Here is a 19,105-nt window from a genome sequence, read left to right as displayed (position 1 = left end):
ACTCCACCGGTAGCAGCCGACTGTTAGTCGGCTGGCATCGCCACCGCCGTTCCCCCGGAACGGCGGTGGCCGCCCTACCTGAACACCGTCGCGACATTGATGAACCTGAATCTGCCGCGCGCCAGCAAACCGACACCTTGGCGCCTGCCCGGCTTTCGTAGTTGCCTGCTTTACTCCACAATCGGCGTATCTATTCCCAGGGCCAAGCCCCGCGGGCAATGCAAGCCTACGTCTACAAAAGCCAACGCAAGCAGGACACTTACGTCTACCTCGCCGCCCGCGACGCCTTCGATGCCATCCCCGATGCGCTGAAGGCCACGCTGGCGCCGTTCGCATTCGTGCTGGAAGTTGCCCTGACTCCGGACCGTCGCCTCGCCCTGGCTGACGCCGATCAAGTGCGCGCCAACCTCAAAGAGCGCGGCTTCCACCTGCAGATGCCACCGCCGCCGGTCGCGCCCGTGAAGGTGCCGCGCCGCGATGACTGATCTTCCGCGCACCCGCGCTGCCGCCATCGCCTTCGCCACGGGCGGCCTGCTGTCGCTGGCCGCGGTGCTGGGCGGGGTGCCGGCTGCGCTGGGTGCCGCACTGGCGCAGCCGGCGTTCGCGCTGGGCGTATCCTGGTGGCGGCGCAGCCGCGCCGTGCCGGCGCTGCCCCAGCTGGGCCGCCAGGACCTGCCGGCGCTGCTCGCGCTGTGGTCGGTGGGCCCGGCCCTGCTGGCGTTGCTGGTGGCCTGGCCGCTGGCCGCGCTGCACGACAGCGGCAGCCTGGCCGCTGTGCTCGGCCTGAGCGTGGCGGTCAGTGCCGCGCTGCTCGGCGTCTGGCGCACCTGGCCGCTGTGGAATGAAATCGAACGCAGTGACGGCAGCCTGGCGCGCCACTGGCGCACCCTGGCCGGCCGCGATCTCAGCGCCTGGCGCGGGCTGGTCGTGGCCGCGCTGGTGGTGGCGGTCTGCGCGCTGGTGGTGGTTCCTGCGTGGCCGGGGCTGGTGCCCGATGGCCTGCGCTGGCCGTTCACGCTGGCGGTGCTGATCGGTTCGCCGCTGGCCCACCTGGCCCTGCAGCGCATCGCGCCGGCCGACCCGCTGGGCAGCCGCAGCGTGCTCGACCTGGGCAGCGACCCGTTCGCCGCCGCCGCCCAGCACGACGACCCGGGCCAACCGCTGGAGCCGCTGGCCCAGCACGAACGCCTGCCGGCGCTGTACGAAGCCGCGCGCAGCGGCCGGGTCGACCGCGCCCTGCAGCTGCTGGCCGCCGGGGCGGACCCGCAGGGCCTGCCCGACCCGACCTGGCGTGACCAGCGGAGCCTGGTGGTGCTGGCCGCCGTGCTGCCCGACCTGCGCCTGCTGCGCGAACTGATCGCCCGTGGCGTGGGCGTCAACACCCCGCACAAGGGCATGACCCCGCTGCTGGCCGCCACCCGCGACAGCTGGCACGGCCGCCCCGAAGCGGTGATGACCCTGCTGGCCAACGGTGCCGATTCGCGCGCGGTCGACAGCGACGGCAACACCCCGCTGCACCACGCCGCGCGCAGTTCCGACCCCGGCGTGGCGGCATTGCTGCGCGATGCCGCGGCCGAAGTGGATGCACTGAACAATGACGGCTGGTCGCCACTGGCAGTGGCCTGCCAGGTCGGCAACTGGCGGCTGGCGCGGTTCCTGCTGGAGCGCGGTGCGCGCACCGAACCGGCCGAGGGCACCCCCGTGCTGCTGGCCGCGGCCGGCACCGAAGAAGACGATCCGGCCGGCGTGCAGCTGCTGCTCAAGCACAAGGCGCGCGCCGACGCGCGCGACCGCCAGCGCCGCAGCGCGCTGCATGAAGCGGCATTGGCCGGCCACGTGGACATCATCGATGTGCTGCTGGCGGCCGGCGCCAACCTTGAATCGCGCGATGCGCTGTCTCGTACGCCGTGGCTGGAAGCCGCGCGCGGTGGCCGGGCCGGCGTGGTCGAACACCTGCTGCCGCACAAGCCCGACCTGCATGCGGTCGACGTGGAAGGCCGCAACGCGGTGCTGCTGGCCTGCATGGCCGACAACGTCTCGCCGTTGCTGGTCCGCCGCCTGTTGGACCTGGGCATTGCCGCCGACGTCTCCGATCCGCAGGGACGCCGCGCGGTGGATATCGCCGCCGCCGCCGGGCGCTGGGCGATCGTCTCGCTGCTGGACCGCAGCTACCCGCTGCCCACCGCAGTGAGCGATGGCCTGGCCAGCGCGGGCGAGGATGACAGCGGGCAGGGGAGCCCGGCACTGCCGGACCGCCCGCCGCTGGACCTGCTGCGCGAAGCGCTGGGATTCGGCAACGTGGATGGCATGGCCTCGCTGGCCCGCCTGTGCAGCCCGGACGAACTGGGCGGCCTGCTCCACGACGGCGAACTGGCGCTGGACCCGCACGCGGTGGAGTGGCTGCTGGCGCACGGTGCCGCGCCGGAGGTCCTGGATGCCTGCGGCGATACCCCGATGTTCGCGCTGCTGGCGCGTGGCATCGATGCGGTGCCCGCGCTGCAGGTGCTGCTGCGCCGGGGCGTATCGCCGACCGGTGCCGGTGGCCTGGCACGCCTGCTCAGCGCCTGCGCCCAGCACGACCAGGCCGCGCGCGGCCTGGAACAGCTTGCATTGGAACTGCTCGAACGCGGCGCCGATCCGTTTGCGGCCTCGCCGGCCGGCGATCCGCCGCTGTCGCTCGCCGTTCGCCTGGGCTGGCTGCGCCTGCAGCAGGCCCTGCTCACCCTCGGCGTGGACCGTGAAGCCCGCGACAGCCACGGCATGACCGCGCTGCACCTGGCCACCGCGCTGGCCCGCGAAGGCTCGTTGAAGCTGCTGGTGCAGCAGGGCGCCTCGCCTGAAGCCCGCGCTGCCGATGGCCAGACCCCGCTGGGCGTGGCGCTGTCGATCGGCCGCCGCGACCTGGCCGATTGGCTGGATTGGCGGGTCTGGCAGCTGCCGCGCCGCGCGCTGCGTGCTGCCGATCTCCCCGCCGCCGCGATGGCCGGCGATGCCGACGCCGTGCGCCGGTTGAACGACCTGGGCTTCGCGGTGGACGTGGTGGATGCGCAGGGCTGCACCGCGCTGCTGCGTGCCGCCGGTGGCGGCCACCTGGCCGTGGTCGACCTGCTGCTGGCGCGTGGCGCCAACCCGCAGCACGCTGCAGCCAGTGGTGCCACGCCGCTGTCGGCGGCGGTGAGCATGCGCCAGATCGACATCGTGTCGGCGCTGCTGGATGCCGGTGCGGAACTGGAATACAAGCTGCCCGGTGGCGTGACCGTGCTGATGCTGGCGTCGGCGCTGGGCCTGCCGGACATCGCCGCGCGCCTGCTGACCGCCGGTGCCAACGTGCATGCGGGCGACGCGCAGCAACTGGGTCCACTGCATTGCGCGGCCCTGTACGGCTTTGGTGCGCGGGATCGTTCGCGCCTGCTGGCGCTGCTGGACACCTTGTTGCTGGCCGGTGCCGAGCCGGACCAGGCTGCAGCCGGTTCGGTGACCCCGCTGCTGTTGCTGCTGGGCGCGCGCGCCGAGCCCGGTACCGCGTGCGATGAGCAGATCGTGCTGGCCGCCGTGGAGCGGCTGCTCGATGAAGACGTGTCATTGGATGCGCGCGATCCGCGTGGGTTCGGTCCGCTGCACCTGGCGGCATTGCACGGCCTGCCGCTGCTGGTGCAGCGCCTGCTGCGCGCAGGCGCGGATCCGGACGTACGCGACGCGTTGAACCGCAGCCCGCGCGAGATCGCGGTGATGCGCGGTTTCATCGACGTGGCCGGTGAGTTCGAACCGCGCGTGCCGGGCGTTTCGTCGATGGCCCGGTTCCTGCGCGATAACGGGTAACGGCGGCGCCTTGTCTCGACCGGTGTATCGGGCGGGTATATCCGACCGGTGCATCCGACCCGTATATCCGACCGGTACATCCGACCCGTGTATCCAACCGGTAGAGCCGACCGGTAGAGCCGACTGTTAGTCGGCTGCTCTCCGTTCCGACGTCATGAACCCCTGACACACGGCTTCGGACGGTCATCAACCGCGATCAGTGCGCCGCAGCCGTTGGGTGTGTGTCTGCGGATCTTCGGGCCGCGCTGCGCGCGGTCGCCGACTGACAGTCGGCGCTACGAATTGCTGGCGAACGATGGGGGAGTTGGATACGTTCGATCGGTTCCGTTCAATTGTCGCGTTGGTTGTCTGGCTTTTCATCGCGTTCCGCATCGGCTTCGAACAGGCGCATCAAATCCGCCCTCGCATCGCGCGAGGTCTGCATGACCGCGGCATCGTCGTCGTAGACCAGGTACTGGTCGCGCAGCAGTTTTTCATCGTGCTCGCGGAAACGCTGCACATGGTCGCGTGCCGTTTCTGTCGGAAGGCCCAACGCGGTCAGCACCCGCTCGCTCATGTCCAGGCTGCTGCCGAACACCTCGCGGAACGGTTCGGCCGACATGTCCATCAGCCGCCATGCATGCTGGCGGTTGCGTGCGCGGGCCAGCACCACCGCGTCCGGGTACAGGCGCCGGATCAGCCGCGTGGCGCGCATGTTCGCTTCCGGGTCGTCCAGCGTGATCACGTAGACCCGCACATGCTCGCCGCCGGCCGCGCGCAGCATCTCCGGCCGGGTCGGATCGCCGTAGTACAGCTTGTTGCCGAAGCGACGCAGGTCCGACACCGTGTCCGGGTTCGCTTCCAGCGCAATGAACGGAATCTTCTGCGCGGTCAGCAGGCGTGCCACCACCTGGCCGAAGCGGCCCATGCCAGCGATCATCACGCTGGGTTCGGTGCCGCCGTTGTCAATGGTGTCGGCCGCGGGCCTGTCGCGCGCCACCTCGTGTTCGCGACCCAGCAGGCGCAGCAACGCGATCAACAGCAGCGGCGTGAGCGCCATCGACAGGCCTACGATCGCCACCAGCCGGTCGTGGTTGGCATTGCCCAGCAGGTTCGCGCGCTGCGCTTCGTTGAACACCACGAACGCGAATTCACCGCCCAGCCACAGCACGCTGCCGAGCAGCAGCGCGTGCCGCGTGCTCAGCCTGGCCAGCTTGCCGATGCCGAACAGCAGGCTGAACTTCACCACCAGCAGCACCGCCACCCCGATCGCGATCGCCCACGGCTCGGCCACCACCCGGTCCAGGTCGATGCCCATGCCCACAGCGATGAAGAACAGGCCCAGCAGCAATCCCTTGAACGGCTCGATCTGCGATTCCAGTTCGTGTCGGAATTCCGAATCCGAGAGCAGCACGCCGGCCAGGAACGCGCCCAGGCTGGGGCTGAGGCCCACCGTCTGCATGAACCACGCCGTGCCCAGCACCACCAGCAGCGCCATCGCGGTGAACACCTCCGGGCTGCGCGTACGCGCCACGGTGTTGAACAGCCAGCGCAGCACCGGTCGCCCGCACAGGATCACCACCGCCAGCGCGCCCAGCGCCACCGCCACGTCGTTCCATTGCAGGGTTTCATTGCGCGCCCCGCCCAGCAGCGGAATCGCCGCCAGCAGCGGAATCGCGATCAGGTCCTGGAACAGCAGGATGGCAAAGCCCAGCCGGCCGTAATCCGTGTTGAGCCCCTTGTGTTCGGATAGCAGCTGCAGGCCCACGGCAGTGGACGACAGCGCCAGCGCGATGCCCACGATCAGCGCTCCCTTCCAGTGGAAGTGGTCCAGCATCAGCAGGCTGCCCAGCACCACCGCGCTCAGCGCCACCTGCGCGGTGCCGGCGCCGAACACCGAGCGCCGCATCACCTTCAGCCGCGTGGGCGACAGCTCCAGCCCGATCACGAACAGCAGCATCACCACGCCGATCTCGGCCGCGCCGAGGATCCGGTCGGCATCCTGCACGAAGCCCAGCCCGTCAGGTCCGAGCACCACGCCCGCCGCCAGGTAGCCCAGCACGGCACCCAGCCCGAGCTTCTTGAATACCGGCACCGCGATCACCGCGGCCAGCAGCAGCACCAGGGCCAGGACCAGCGCACCGCTATGCATGGGGAAACCTGCGCATCGCATCATCGGCCTGTCGCCGGCGGCCTATTATGCGGCCCCGCGCGTCAATGACCTTCAACCGGGCCCGAACGAGGGCCCGCAAGGGGTTGACCCGGTCTGCGTGCGGGTCCAGACTGCCGCCCGCTGACCGCGCCAGCACGGTGCGCCCAGCGAAACCCTTCCGGAGTCCACACCCATGTCCAGCGACAGTAGAAGTCGACCTTGCTCGACGCCAGCGATGGCCACCGCCTGACACGGGACGGTTCGCCAGCGTTGGCGTCGCGCGATCGCGATCCACAAGGCGAACCCCATGAACCAGAAAGACCTCCTGCGCCCGGTGGCGGATGCCGCCGCCCTGAGCGCACCCCTGCAGGACTTCAACACCGCCGACGCGGTGGAATACCTCAACACCCTGGCCCTGCCGCGCGCCGCCGACACCCTGGCCGCGTTGCCGTTGCCGCGCGCGGTGAAAATGCTCGAACAGCCCGAGCTCACCCGCAGCGGTGACCTCGTGGCCGCGCTGCCGGTGGCCAAGGCCGCCGCGCTGCTGGGCCTGATGGCCGACGACCGTGCCACCGACATCGTCCATGAGCTGGACGAGGACGAACGCGCGCGCCTGATCCCATTGCTCAGCGCCGATTCGCGCCAGGCCATCCAGCAGCTGCTCAGCTACCCGGCGCACACCGCCGGCGCGCTGATGACCACCGAATTCGTCAGCGTGCCCGCCGACTGGACCGTGGGCCGCACCCTGCAGCACATCCGCGAAGTCGAGCGCACCCGCGAGACCGTGTACGCCATCTATGTGCTGGACCCGGTCACCCAGGCCCTGCAGCAGGTGGTCACCATGCGCCGGCTGATCACCGGCCTGCCGGACGAGCCGATCCTGGAGGTGGCCCAGGTCAATCCGCCGGTGACCGTCGATGCCATGCTCGACCAGGAAGAAGTGGCTCAGCTGATCCGTCGCCACGACCTGCTCGCCATTCCAGTGGTCGATGCGCGCCAGCAGGTGCTGGGCATCGTCACCGTGGATGACATCCTGGATGCGCTGATCGAAGAATCCACCGAGGACGCGCACAAGTTCGGCGGCATGGAAGCGCTGGAAAAGCCGTACATGCAGATCGGCTTCTTCGAGATGCTGCGCAAGCGCGCCGGCTGGCTCAGCGTGCTGTTCCTCGGCGAAATGCTCACCGCCAGCGCCATGCAGCATTACGAGGACGAGCTGGCCCGCGCCGTGGTGCTGACCCTGTTCATTCCGCTGATCATGAGCTCCGGCGGCAATTCTGGTTCGCAGGCCACCTCGCTGCTGATCCGCAGCCTGGCCCTGCGCGAACTACGCCTGCGCGACTGGTGGAAGGTGGCGCTGCGCGAAGTGCCTACCGGCATCACCCTGGGTGCCATCCTCGGCGTGCTGGCGATCATCCGCATCGTGTCCTGGCAGCTGCTCGGCCTGCACGACTACGGCGAGCACTGGCAGCTGCTGGCGCTCACCATCGGTGCGGCGTTGGTCGGCATCGTCACTTTCGGCTCGCTGTCCGGCTCGATGCTGCCCTTCATCCTCAAGCGCCTGGGCTTCGACCCGGCCAGCGCCTCGGCACCGTTCGTGGCCACCCTGGTCGACGTCACCGGCCTGGTGATCTACTTCAGCATCGCTGCGATGATCCTGCGCGGCACGCTGCTGTAACCGCACCATGTCGCCACGCCGCGTGCGGCGTGGCGATGCGGCGGCAGCCGATCCTTGCGCCAGATCATCCCAACGCGACCGCCAGCCGTGTACCGTGTCACCACGTGTCCCGGTGACTGTTCGACCCCATGAGCACCTACCACCTGCAATCCGTATTCCGCCCGCAGTCGGTGGCCGTCGTCGGCGGCAGCCCGCGCGAGCGTTCCGCCGGCCGCGCGGTCATGCGCAACCTGCGCGCCACCGGTTTTCCCGGCAAGGTCGCCTGGATCAATCCGCGCTACGGCGAAATCGACGGCATCAGCACTGTCAAACGGCTGAAGGACCTCGACTGGGTGCCCGAACTCGTCGTCATCACCGCCCCGGCCAGCATCGTGCCGCAGGTGGTGGCCACCGCCGCCGAACGCGGCGTGGCCGCGGCCATCATCCTCACCGCCAACCTCGGCCACGGCCCGGGTTCGCTCAGCGAGCAGGTTGAAGCGGCGGCACGGCCCAAGGGCCTGCGCATCCTCGGCCCGCATTGCCTGGGCGTGATCGCCCCGCATGCACGGCTCAATGCCAGCATCGCCGCGCACTTCCCGCAGGCGGGCGACCTCGCACTGATCTCCGAATCCAGCGCCATTGCCGCAGCGCTGGTCGAATGGGGCGTGGCGCGATCGGTCGGCTTTTCCGCCGTGGTCTCGCTGGGCGACGCGCTGGACGTCGACTTCGGCGACCTGCTCGACTACTTCGCCACCGATTACCGCACCCGCGCCATCCTGCTCTACGTCGAACACATCCGCGACGCGCGCAAGTTCATGTCCGCCGCGCGCGCCGCCGCGCGTGCCAAGCCGGTGGTGGTGGTCAAATCCGGCCGCCACATCCGCATCGATCCCGATGGCGACACCCACGTGCAGGCGCTGGCCAGCTCCGACGCGGTGTATGGCGCCGCGTTCAACCGCGCCGGCCTGCTGCGGGTGAGCGCGCTGGATGAGCTGTTCACCGCTGCCGAAACGCTCGGCCGCCTCGGCACCTTCCCGGGTCGCCGTCTCGCGATCCTCAGCAACGGCGGCGGGGTAGGGCGGCTGGCCGTGGACCAGCTGCTGGCCCTGCGCGGCAGCCTGGCCGAGCTTTCGCCCGGCACCATCGCCGAGCTGGATGCCGTCTTGCCCGAAGGCTGGTCGCGCAGCAATCCGGTCGACATCGTGGTCGACGCAGACGGTGACCGCTACGCCGCCGCCATCGATGCGCTGATGTCCGACAGCGGCAACGATGCCGTGCTGGTGGTCAACGTGCCCACCGCGTTCACCTCATCGGCAGACGCCGCGCAGGCACTCACCCGCACCCTCGGCCTGCGCCCGCGCCACCATCGCGACAAGCCGGTGTTCGCGGTGTGGCTGGGCAACGACGATCGTGCCACCGCCACCCTCAACGCCGCACGCGTACCGACCTACCCGACCGAGGCCGAAGCCGTGCGCGGCTTCCAGCACCTGGTGCGCTACCGCGATGCGCAGGCGGCGCTGATGGAGACCCCGCCCAGCCTGCCGCAGGATTTCGTGGTGGATACCGCCGCCGCGCGCGCCATCGTCGAGGCCGCGCTCGCCGCCGGCCAGCAGTGGCTGGACCCCATCGCCACCCACCAGCTGCTCTCGGCCTACGGCATTCCCTCCGCGCCGGTGATGCAGGCGCGCGACCCGCACGAAGCCATGGACCTGGCCCAGCCGCTGCTGGAGCAGGGCGCCACCGTGGCGGTAAAGGTGTTCTCGGCCGACATCCCGCACAAATCCGATGTCGATGGCGTGCGCCTCAACCTGGGCACCCTGCAGTCCGTGCAGGCCGCCGCCAGCTCCATCCTCGCCCGCGCCCATGAGATGCGCCCCAACGCGCGCATCGACGGCGTGCTGGTGCAGCCCACCATCGTGCGGCCAAAGGCGCGCGAATTGATTGCCGGCATCGCCGATGACCCGACCTTCGGCCCGGTGGTGGTGTTCGGCCGTGGCGGCACCGCCGTGGAAGTGATCGACGACAAGGCGCTGGCGCTGCCGCCGCTGGACCTGCGCCTGGCCCATGAGCTGATCGGCCGCACCCGCGTGTCGCGCATCCTCAAGGCCTACCGCGATGTTCCGGCGGCAGACGAACGCGCCGTCGCGCTGATCCTGGTCAAGCTGGCGCAGCTGGCCGCCGACATTCCCGAAGTCCGCACGCTGGACATCAACCCGCTGCTGGCCGACCGCGACGGTGTCATCGCACTGGACGCGCGCGTGGCCATCGCGCCCTCGCGCAAGCTGCACAAGGGCCGTGGCCATCCGCGGTTCGCCGTGTTCCCATACCCGAAGGAGTGGGAGCGCACCATCACGCTTTCCGACGGTGCGCCCGCGTTCGTACGCCCGGTGCGGCCGGAAGACGACGCGCTGTTCCGCGCCTTCTTCGCCCGCGTCACCGACGACGACCTGCGCCTGCGCTTCTTCCAGTCCGTGAAGCATTTCAGCCACGAATTCATCGCGCGCCTGACCCAGCTCGACTACGCCCGTTCCATCGCGCTGGTGGCGATCGACCCGCGCAGTGGCGACATGCTCGGCGCGGTGCGCCTGCACGCCGATGCCGACTACGACCGTGGCGAATACGGCATCCTGATCCGCTCCGACCTCAAGGGCCATGGCATCGGCTGGCGCCTGATGACCATCATGATCGAATACGCGCAGTGGCTGGGCCTGAACATCGTCGAAGGCCAGGTGCTGCGCGAGAACAGCACCATGCTGGCGATGTGCCAGAGCCTGGGCTTCAAGACGAAGCTCGATCCCGACGACTCCACGGTCATGGTGGTGACCCTGCCGGTGCAGGAAGCGCAGGTCGCGCTGCCGCCGGAGGGTGTCACGCACTGAACCTGCGGGTGGCACCGACGTGCCCTCGACGTCGCGATCGCCGACAATGACGTCATGACCGATCGCATTCCGCTGCTGCTGTTGCCCGGCCTGCTCAACGACGCCGAACTCTGGCGCGCGCAGGTGGCCGCCCTTTCCGACATCGCCGACTGCACGGTCGGCGACCAGACCCGCGGCGAGACGATGCAGGCCGTGGTCAACGACGTACTGGCCCAGGCCCCGGAACGCTTCGCCCTGGCCGGCTTCTCGCTGGGCGGCTTCGTCGCCCAGCAGATCCTGCGCGTGGCCCCGGAGCGGGTACTGCGGCTGGCGTTGATCGACACCTCCATCCACGCCGACTCGCCCGAGCGCGCCGCCCAGCGCCAGTCGCAGCGTTCCAGCGTGCGCCTGCCCGGCACCTTCCATGGCTTCGGCGACAAGCTGATGCGCAGCTACATCGATGCCTCGCGGCTGGACGACTACGTGCTGGTACAGCGCGTGCGTGACATGACCGCACGCCTGGGTGCCGAAGTGTTCCTGCGCCAGAGCGCGCTCGATCGCGTTGACGGCCACGACGTACTGGCCGGCTACCGTGACCCGCTACTCATCATCTGCGGCGCCAACGACCGCATCACCCCGCTGCCGATCAGCGAGGAGATGCATGCCCTGGTACCCGGCTCCACCCTGGTCGTGCTGCCCGATTGCGGCCACCTCGCTCCAATGGAAAAGCCCGAGGAAGTAAGCGCTGCCATGCGTGAGTGGTTGCTGGCCCGCTCGTAGGGTCGCATCCCAATCGACCGCCGATAACGGTGCCACGTTCTGTTGTGGCATGACCTCCGCCGAAGAAGCGCTCTTCGGCAGAGGTCATGCGTTCGCCGCGCAGATCCTCGTGGTCGGCGGTTGATCAGGATCCAACCCTACCAACCCAGGCGTCCGGCGACCCCTGAGCGAAAGGTCAATCCCACGCCGGCGCAATGCCGTCCGGGTTCGCCAGCCGCTGTCCACGATCCAGCGTGGCAATCTGCGCCATGTCCTCGTCGCTCAACCGCAGGTCCGCCGCGAGCAGGTTGCTGGCCAGGTTCTCGCGCTTGGTCGAGGACGGAATCACCGCAAAGCCCTGCTGCAGCGCCCAGGCCAGTGCGACCTGCGCCGGGGTGGCGTCGTGGCGTTCGGCAATGGCCTGGATCACCGGATCCTTCAGCACCTCGCCATAGGCCAGGCTCATGTAGGCCGTCACATGGATGCCCTGCTCACGCAGGAACGCAATCAGCGCCCGGTTCTGCAGGTACGGATGCACCTCGATCTGGTTGGTCGCGATCGCATCGGCACCGACGATCGCGATCGCCTGGCGGGTGAGCTCGATGGTGAAATTGGAAATGCCGATCTGCCGGGTCAGGCCTTCGGCCTTGGCCTGCGCCAGCGCGCCGAGGTATTCGGCCATCGGCACCGCGTCGTTCGGCGACGGCCAATGAATCAGGGTCAGGTCGACATGGTCGGTACGCAGCTTGCGCAGGCTTTCGCGCAGGCTCTCCAGCAGCGCATCGTGCTGGAAGCTGGCGATCCAGATCTTGGTGGTCAGGAACAGGTCCTCACGCGCCACGCCAGACTCGGCGATGGCCTGCCCGACCTCGGCTTCGTTGCCGTAGATCTGCGCCGTATCGATGGCGCGGTAGCCCACGTCCAGTGCGTTGCGGACCGAATCGATGACGGTCTGGTCCTTCAGGCGGAACGTGCCAAGGCCGAATGCGGGAATGCTCATGGAAAACTCCTTCAGTGGGGGAGTGCAGGCTACGCCGTGCACCGTTAAACGAATCAAATGAGAAGGCTCATTGGGAGGCGACAACCACGCCCTCGGCGCGATCCTCGATCCCGTCGCGCCGGTCCAGCCGCCCGCTCAGCACGGTCAGCCCCAGCGCACCCAACACCACCAGCGCGCCCAGCCACGGCGTATGCATCAGGCCCAGGTGATCCACCACCAGCCCGCCCAGCGAAGCACCCATTGCGATGCCCACGTTGAACGCGGCGATGTTCAGGCCAGAGGCCACATCAGCGGCCTGCGGCGCAAAGCGCTGCGCCTGCTTCACCACGTACACCTGCAGCCCCGGCACGTTGCCGAACGCCACCGCGCCCAGTGCCAGCACCGTCAGCAGCACCAGCCAGGTGTTGTGCGCGGTGAAGGTCAACGCGAACAGCACCAGCGCCAGAAGCCCGAAGATCAGCTTCAGCGCCGGAATCGGCCCACGGCGGTCGGCCAGGCGGCCACCCCACAGGTTGCCGATCGCCACCGACACGCCATACACCAGCAACACGCCGCTCACCGCGTTCGGCGAGAAACCGGTGACGTCCTGCAGGATCGACGCAAGATAGGTAAAGGACAGGAACGTACCGCCATAGCCCAGCGCGGTGATCGCATACACCAGCAGCAGGCGCGGCTGCGCCAGTACCGAAAGCTGCTGGCCGAACGTCGCTGGCTCGCTGCGCTGCAGGTTGCGCGGCACGAACAGCAGGCTGCCGATCAGCGCGACCACGCCCAGCGCCGCCACTGCCAGGAAGGTCGCCCGCCAGCCCAGGTGCTGGCCGATGAACGTGCCCAGCGGCACCCCGGTGACCAGTGCCACGGTCAGGCCGGTGAACATGATCGCAATCGCACTGGCCGCCTTTTCCTTCGGCACCACCGAGGTGGCAATGATCGAGCCGATCGAGAAGAACACACCGTGCGCCAGCCCGGTCAACACCCGCGCCACGATCAGCGAGCCATAGCTGGGCGCCATCCAGGCGATCACGTTGCCCAGGGTAAACAGCACCATCAGGGCCACCAGCAGGGTCTTGCGTGGCACCCGGCCGGTCAGTGCGGTCAACACCGGCGCGCCGACCGCCACGCCCAGCGCGTACAGCGAGACCAGCAGGCCCGCGGAGGGCAGGGACACGCCGAGGTCGGCGGCAATGGTCGGGATCAGCCCGACGATGACGAATTCTGTGGTGCCGATGGCGTACGCACCCAGCGTAAGCGCCAACAGGGCCAAGGGGATGCCACGGGACATGAGCGTTACCGGTGGAAGAGAAGGTGCGCAGTCTGCGCGCGGGACTTTTGCGGAAAAACCGGTCTTCACGCCAATGACTCTTGCTTCATGGTCAATAATGGGCCCATGAAGACCACCTTGGACGAAATGCAGGCGTTCATCGCCGTCATCGACAGCGGCTCGATCACCGCCGCCGCCGAGGAACTGGGCCAGACCACCTCCGGGGTCAGCCGCGCGCTGGGCCGGCTGGAGGAAAAGCTGGGCACCACCCTGCTGACCCGCACCACCCGCCGCCTTCAGCTCACCGAAGAAGGCGATGCCTTCCTGGCCCAGGCACGCGCCATCGTGGCCTCGGTGGAAGCGGCCGAAGAGCACATGACGGCGCGGCGGCAGCGCCCGGCCGGCCGCCTGCGCGTGGATGCGGCCACCCCGTTCGTGCTGCACGTCATCGCGCCGATGGTTGCCGGGTACCGGGCGCTGTACCCGGACGTGCAGCTGGAGCTCAACAGCAGCGAGCGCTACATCGATCTGCTCGAACGCCGCACCGACGTCGCCATCCGCATTGGCCCGCTGGCCGATTCCACCCTGCACGCGCGCCCGCTCGCGCACAGCCGCCTTCGCGTATTGGCCAGCCCGGCCTACCTCGCCCAGTACGGCACGCCGAAGACGGTTGAAGAACTGGACGGCCACGCGCTGCTCGGCTTCAACGAACCGGATTCGCTCAACCACTGGCCGCTGCCCGGGCGCACCGACGCGCTGCTGCACATCCGCCCGGCGGTGGCCGTGTCCAGCGGCGAAACCCTGCGCCGGCTGGCGCTGGAGGGCGCGGGCGTGGTCTGCCTGTCCGACTTCATGACCCACCGCGACCGCGATGCGGGCACGCTGGTGCAGGTGCTGCCGGCGCTCACCGTGGAAGTGCGCCAGCCCATCCACGCCGTGTACTACCGCAACACCGCCGTCTCGGCGCGGATCAGCAGCTTCCTGGATTATCTCGCCGAATCCATGACCGGGCGGGCGTTCCTCCGCTGAAAGCGGTGCATGGGCCGGCCAACGGCCGGCGCTACTCGTTGCTGGCAAAATATGTAACTATTGGCGTTACATGAAATCCAGCAATCAATTCTCCGACGCGCTCCACATCATGGCCCATCTGGTCGGCCAGGACGGGCCGCGCACCTCCGAACAGCTCGCTACCTGCCTGCCGACCCACCCGGTGGTGATCCGCCGCCTGCTCGCCGCGTTGCACAAGGGCGGGCTGGTCCGCACCGCCCGCGGCCATGGTGGCGGCAGCCAGCTGGCGCGCGACCCGGCCACCATCACCCTGCACGACGTCTATCTCGCCATCGGCTCGCCGGCGCTGCTGCATACCGGCGCGCGCGAAACCGGGCGCGGCTGCCCGGTGCAGCAGGTGGTGAATGCCGCGCTGGATGAGAGCTACCAACAGGCGCAGGCACTGCTCGAACAGCGCCTGCATGCCACCACGCTGGCGACCCTGGGCGACGCTTTTGCCCAGCACCTGGCACAGCACAGCAAGGGAGTTCCGCATGACCTTTGATGCCGTGATCGTCGGCGGCAGTTTCGCCGGGCTCTCCGCCGCCATGATGCTGGCGCGTGCGCGCCGCAGCGTGCTGGTGATCGACAGCGGGCTGCCGCGCAACCGCTTCTCCAGCCACTCGCACGGCGTGCTGGGTCTGGATGGCATCTCCGGCGGCGACCTGCTGCGCCAGGCCAAGGCACAGCTGCTGGATTACCCCAGCGTGCGCTGGGCCAACGACACCGCCACCGACGCGCAGCCGACCGTGGATGGTTTCGCGGTAAGCACGGCGGCCGGGGATACATGGGCGGCGCGCAAGCTGCTGCTGGCCACCGGCATCCGCGATGTGTTGCCCGGACTGCCCGGCCTCGCCGAACGCTGGGGCCACAGCGTGCTGCACTGCCCGTACTGCCATGGCTATGAAGTGGGCGGTGGCGCGATCGGGCTGCTGGGGGGACATCCGATGTCGCCGATCATGGCCGCGCTGATCGCCGACTGGGGCCAGGTCACCTTTTTCACGCAGGGCATGGCACTGGACGACGAGCAGCTGGGCACGCTGCAGCGGCGCGGAGTGCACATCGAAACGGAAACGGTGGTGGCACTGGAAGGCGATCCGCCGCAGTTGAGTGGGGCCTTGCTGGCCGATGGACGCCACATCGACCTGCGCGCGCTGTTCGTCAGTGCGCGCCAGGAAATGGGTTCGCAGCTGGTGGAGCAGCTCGGCTGTGAACTGGAAGAGAGCCCGGTCGGTGTGCTGGTTCGGGTGGATGCGCAGAAGCAGACCACGGTGCCCGGTGTCTACGCGGCGGGTGACGCAACGTTGATGGGCAACATCACGCTGGCCAGTGCGGAGGGCGTGCGCGCCGGGGTCAGCATGCATCACGCGCTGGTGGCCGAGGATGGGGCAGTGGTGGGGTGATGCAGCGACGGCCACCCTGGGGTGGCCGTTGCTGGTGCGGTCTATTCCGGAGGCGTGGTCAGGCGGCGCTGGCGCTTTCCAGCTGTGCGATGTCTTCGGCGGTCAGGTCTACCTGGGCAGCGGCGAGGACGTCGTGCAGTTGATCCACGCGGGTCGCGCTGACGATCGGCGCGGTGATGCCCGGGCGGGCGATCAACCAGGCAATGGCGACCTGGGCGGGGGTCGCGTTGTAGGTGCCGGCCACGTCATCCAGCGCCTGCAGGATGCGCAGGCCACGCGGATTGACGTACTTGGCCACCACGCTGCTGCCGCGCGAGCTGCTCTTGGCCGCATCATCGGCACTGCGGTACTTGCCGCTGAGGAAGCCGCTGGCCAGCGAGTAGTAGCTGATCACGCCCAGCCCGTGCTCGCGCGCCACCGCTTCCAGCCCGCTTTCGTAACCGGCACGGTCATACAGGTTGTACTCCGGCTGCAGCGTCTCGTAGCGGGGCAGCTTGTAGTCCGCCGATACCTTCAACGCGGCCTGCAGCCGCTCGGCGCTGTAGTTGGAGGCGCCAATCGCACGTACCTTGCCCTGTTCGATCAACCGGCCAAACGCGGCCAGCGTGGTTTCCAGCGGCGTGGACTCGTCATCCTCGTGCGCCTGGTAGAGATCGATGACATCGGTCTGCAGGCGGCGCAGCGAATCTTCCACGGCCGCGCTGATGTTGTCGGCGGACAGCCCCGGGTGTTCGGCCCACTTGGCCACCTTGGTGGCCAGCACCACCTTGTCGCGCTTGCCGCTGCGCTGGAACCAGCGGCCCAGGATCGTTTCCGATTCACCGCCCTTGTTCCCGGGCACCCAGGCCGAATACACATCGGCGGTATCGACCAGGCTGTAGCCGGCATCGACGAACGCATCGAGCAGGGCGAACGAGGTCTTCTCGTCCGCGCCCCAGCCGAAGACGTTGCCGCCGAACGCGATGGGAAGCACTTTCAGGCCGGAACGGCCGAGTTCGCGCGGTGCAGTCATGGGCAATCCTCCAGTCAAATCCAATGTCACAGCATAAGTGCCTGCCCATGACACCGCTGCGGCGCGGGCCACAAAACAGTGTTCCGCTTCGCTGCACTGCACTAACGTTTTGTGAACACCTTTGACATCGCGACTGCTAGGCTCGCCGCATCCCGCCACCGTAGGTGATCCGATGAAAGCCCGTTCGCTCAGCTGTGCCTGCCTGTTCACCGTGTCCACGCTGCTGCTTGCCGCCCCCGCCATGGCCATCAAGCCAGCCGGCCCCAACGCCCAGCCCGCCATCACCGCCGCCGTCCAGGCTGCCGTCGACGGCAAGGGCCGCACGCCGGACAACGTGAAGCGCGACGCCTACCGGCACCCGGCGCAGACGTTGTCGTTCTTCGGCGTGGAACCGGGCAAGACCGTGGTGGAAATCACCCCCGGTGGCGGCTGGTACTCGGAAATCCTCGCCCCGCTGCTGCGAGACAAGGGCACCTACGTCGCGGCGGTGGTCGACCCGATGGCGGTTGCTGAAGGCAAGGCCCGCGATTACCAGCAGCGCGGTCGCGACGGGCTGGAAAAGAAGTTCGCCGGCACCCCGGCGCTCTACGACAAGGCCAAGATCGTGGGCTACGACCCCAAAGCCCCCAAGTTCGGCCCCGACAACTCCGCCGATGTCGTGCTGACCTTCCGAAACGTGCACAACTGGCGCAGCGCCAACCAGGCCGAAGGCATGTTCAAGGGCTTCTACAGCGTGCTCAAGCCCGGTGGCGTGCTCGGCGTGGTCGAACACCGTGCCAAGGCCGACGTGCCGGCCGACGACAAGAGCGGCTACGTGGGCCAGGCCCAGGTCATCGCCATGGCCGAAGCGGCCGGCTTCAAACTGGCCGGCAGCAGCGAGATCAACGCCAACCCGCGCGATACCAAGGACCACCCGAACGGCGTGTGGACCCTGCCGCCGGTGAACAACCACGACGCCGCCGATGATGCCAAGTACAAGGCGATCGGTGAAAGCGACCGCATGACCCTTCGTTTCGTGAAGTAGTGCCGGGCCCTGCCCGGTACGCGGGCGCACGACCAACGGTCGTGCGCTACCGGTTGAGATAGCGGTAGGTACCGACCGTTGGTCGGTACCACGACGTCCGAAGCCGTGTAATGGGACAATGACACCTCGTCACTTCTGTCCCGCCCCATGCTGATCGCCTTCAACAAGCCCTTCAACGTCCTGTGCCAGTTCACCGACAGCAGCCAGCCGCCACGCGCGACCCTGGCCGGCTTCGGCCTGCCGCCTGACGTATACGCGGCAGGTCGCCTGGACTACGACAGTGAGGGCCTGCTGCTGCTCACCGACGACGGCAGGCTGGCACATCGGCTGACGGACCCGCGCCACAAGGAAGACAAGACCTACTGGGTGCAGGTGGAAGGCGCGCCGACCGACGAGCAGGTACAGGCGTTGCGCAGGGGCGTGCAGTTGAACGACGGCCCGACCCTGCCCGCACGCGTGGAGTACCTGGAAACCCCAACGTTGTGGGAGCGCACGCCGCCGGTGCGGTTCCGCAAGACCGTGCCTGATGCATGGCTGGCCATCACCCTGCGCGAAGGGCGCAACCGCCAGGTGCGGCGGATGACGGCGGCGGTCGGCCTGCCCACGCTGCGGCTGGTGCGCGTGGCGATGGGCCCGCACCGGCTGGAGGACCTGCAGCCCGGCCAGTGGCGGCGGATCGATTGATCCAAACAAAAACCGCCGGACATACCGGCGGTTTTCGTCTACTGCAACGTGCCTGATGGATCAGGCATCGCTGCCGATATCGCTGTGCTCATCCACCACCGTGGTGTTGCGGCGGTTGCGCGCGCTGATGCGCTCGGCCTGCCCATTCACCACGCTGCCGTTGGCCAGCTTCTTCTTCTGCTGCTTGCGGTACAGCGCGTAGCCCAGCAGGCCTACACCTACCGCGGCCACGGCGATGGTTGCCGCCGGATTACGGCGCACGGCCTTCGCGGCCACCTTGCTGCCGGTCTTCACCGCACCCAGCGCCGCACCGGTCTTGATCCAGTCCGTCGCCTGCGGGCCGAGGTGGCGCAGGTTGCTGCCGGCGTGCTTCAGGCCATCGCCTGCGCTGCTTGCCAGATCCAGTGCACGCTCCAGGGCGCGGTCGGTAATCACGGTCAGTCTGCTCAT

Annotated in this window: 15 protein-coding genes; 10 read left to right on the top strand and 5 right to left on the bottom strand. The window is 68.6% G+C overall.

The annotated features are described in order from the left end of the window. Positions 1-218 precede the first annotated feature (218 nt). Together ACQG3P_RS12560 and ACQG3P_RS12555 are read left to right on the top strand one after the other, a co-directional pair. A complete protein-coding gene (locus ACQG3P_RS12560) occupies positions 219-485 on the top strand; it encodes a YcgL domain-containing protein (protein ID WP_184126006.1) in 267 nt (88 codons plus the stop codon). After that, on the top strand, positions 478-3,819 hold the full coding sequence (locus ACQG3P_RS12555; protein ID WP_426805246.1) for an ankyrin repeat domain-containing protein: 3,342 nt from the start codon (positions 478-480) through the stop codon (positions 3,817-3,819). The genes ACQG3P_RS12560 and ACQG3P_RS12555 overlap by 8 nt, the downstream gene beginning before the upstream one ends. Before the next feature lie 328 nt (positions 3,820-4,147). Here ACQG3P_RS12555 and ACQG3P_RS12550 read toward each other — a convergent pair whose 3' ends face one another. Beyond that, a complete protein-coding gene (locus ACQG3P_RS12550; RefSeq protein ID WP_426805245.1) occupies positions 4,148-5,950 on the bottom strand; it encodes a monovalent cation:proton antiporter-2 (CPA2) family protein in 1,803 nt (600 codons plus the stop codon). Positions 5,951-6,257: 307 nt separating this feature from the next. On the opposite strand from ACQG3P_RS12550, the gene mgtE reads away from it, so the two are divergent. From mgtE to ACQG3P_RS12535, 3 genes are all read left to right on the top strand, one after another. Then, a complete protein-coding gene (gene mgtE / locus ACQG3P_RS12545; protein WP_068854439.1) occupies positions 6,258-7,628 on the top strand; it encodes a magnesium transporter in 1,371 nt (456 codons plus the stop codon). A gap of 128 nt (positions 7,629-7,756) precedes the next feature. After that, positions 7,757-10,486, top strand: coding sequence for a bifunctional acetate--CoA ligase family protein/GNAT family N-acetyltransferase (locus ACQG3P_RS12540; RefSeq protein ID WP_426805244.1), 2,730 nt, complete (start codon positions 7,757-7,759; stop codon positions 10,484-10,486). A 54-nt stretch (positions 10,487-10,540) separates the two neighbouring features. Then, positions 10,541-11,245, top strand: coding sequence for an alpha/beta fold hydrolase (locus ACQG3P_RS12535; protein WP_426805243.1), 705 nt, complete (start codon positions 10,541-10,543; stop codon positions 11,243-11,245). Between the two features lie 175 nt (positions 11,246-11,420). Here the strand turns inward: ACQG3P_RS12535 and dkgB are convergent, their stop codons facing one another. Next, the gene (dkgB, locus tag ACQG3P_RS12530; protein ID WP_426805242.1) at positions 11,421-12,224 is read right to left on the bottom strand and encodes a 2,5-didehydrogluconate reductase DkgB; all 804 of its coding nucleotides are present in this window, start codon (positions 12,222-12,224) and stop codon (positions 11,421-11,423) included. 67 nt (positions 12,225-12,291) lie between these two features. Continuing rightward, positions 12,292-13,506 carry an MFS transporter gene (locus tag ACQG3P_RS12525; RefSeq protein WP_426805241.1) on the bottom strand — a complete coding sequence of 405 codons (1,215 nt, stop codon included), beginning with the start codon at positions 13,504-13,506 and terminating at the stop codon, positions 12,292-12,294. A gap of 105 nt (positions 13,507-13,611) precedes the next feature. Between ACQG3P_RS12525 and ACQG3P_RS12520 the strand changes: the two genes are divergently transcribed. From ACQG3P_RS12520 to ACQG3P_RS12510, 3 genes are all read left to right on the top strand, one after another. After that, the gene (locus ACQG3P_RS12520; RefSeq protein WP_068854433.1) at positions 13,612-14,514 is read left to right on the top strand and encodes a LysR family transcriptional regulator; all 903 of its coding nucleotides are present in this window, start codon (positions 13,612-13,614) and stop codon (positions 14,512-14,514) included. Between the two features lie 70 nt (positions 14,515-14,584). Beyond that, complete coding sequence (locus ACQG3P_RS12515; protein ID WP_426805240.1) at positions 14,585-15,037, top strand: Rrf2 family transcriptional regulator; 453 nt, start codon at positions 14,585-14,587, stop codon at positions 15,035-15,037. After that, positions 15,027-15,935, top strand: coding sequence for an NAD(P)/FAD-dependent oxidoreductase (locus ACQG3P_RS12510; protein ID WP_426805239.1), 909 nt, complete (start codon positions 15,027-15,029; stop codon positions 15,933-15,935). The genes ACQG3P_RS12515 and ACQG3P_RS12510 overlap by 11 nt, the downstream gene beginning before the upstream one ends. 58 nt (positions 15,936-15,993) lie before the next feature. Here ACQG3P_RS12510 and ACQG3P_RS12505 read toward each other — a convergent pair whose 3' ends face one another. Next, a complete protein-coding gene (locus ACQG3P_RS12505) occupies positions 15,994-16,947 on the bottom strand; it encodes an aldo/keto reductase (RefSeq protein WP_093532667.1) in 954 nt (317 codons plus the stop codon). A gap of 172 nt (positions 16,948-17,119) precedes the next feature. On the opposite strand from ACQG3P_RS12505, the gene ACQG3P_RS12500 reads away from it, so the two are divergent. Further along, complete coding sequence (locus ACQG3P_RS12500; RefSeq protein WP_068854429.1) at positions 17,120-17,971, top strand: class I SAM-dependent methyltransferase; 852 nt, start codon at positions 17,120-17,122, stop codon at positions 17,969-17,971. Between the two features lie 147 nt (positions 17,972-18,118). Further along, on the top strand, positions 18,119-18,655 hold the full coding sequence (locus ACQG3P_RS12495; RefSeq protein ID WP_426805238.1) for a pseudouridine synthase: 537 nt from the start codon (positions 18,119-18,121) through the stop codon (positions 18,653-18,655). Between the two features lie 60 nt (positions 18,656-18,715). Here ACQG3P_RS12495 and ACQG3P_RS12490 read toward each other — a convergent pair whose 3' ends face one another. After that, entirely contained in the window at positions 18,716-19,105 is a 390-nt protein-coding gene (locus ACQG3P_RS12490) for a hypothetical protein (protein WP_068854427.1), read from the bottom strand.

This window comes from Stenotrophomonas sp. SrG (genome assembly GCF_050031795.1).
Lineage (GTDB): Bacteria > Pseudomonadota > Gammaproteobacteria > Xanthomonadales > Xanthomonadaceae > Stenotrophomonas > Stenotrophomonas rhizophila_A.
This window is presented reverse-complemented; position numbering and strand designations above follow the sequence as displayed.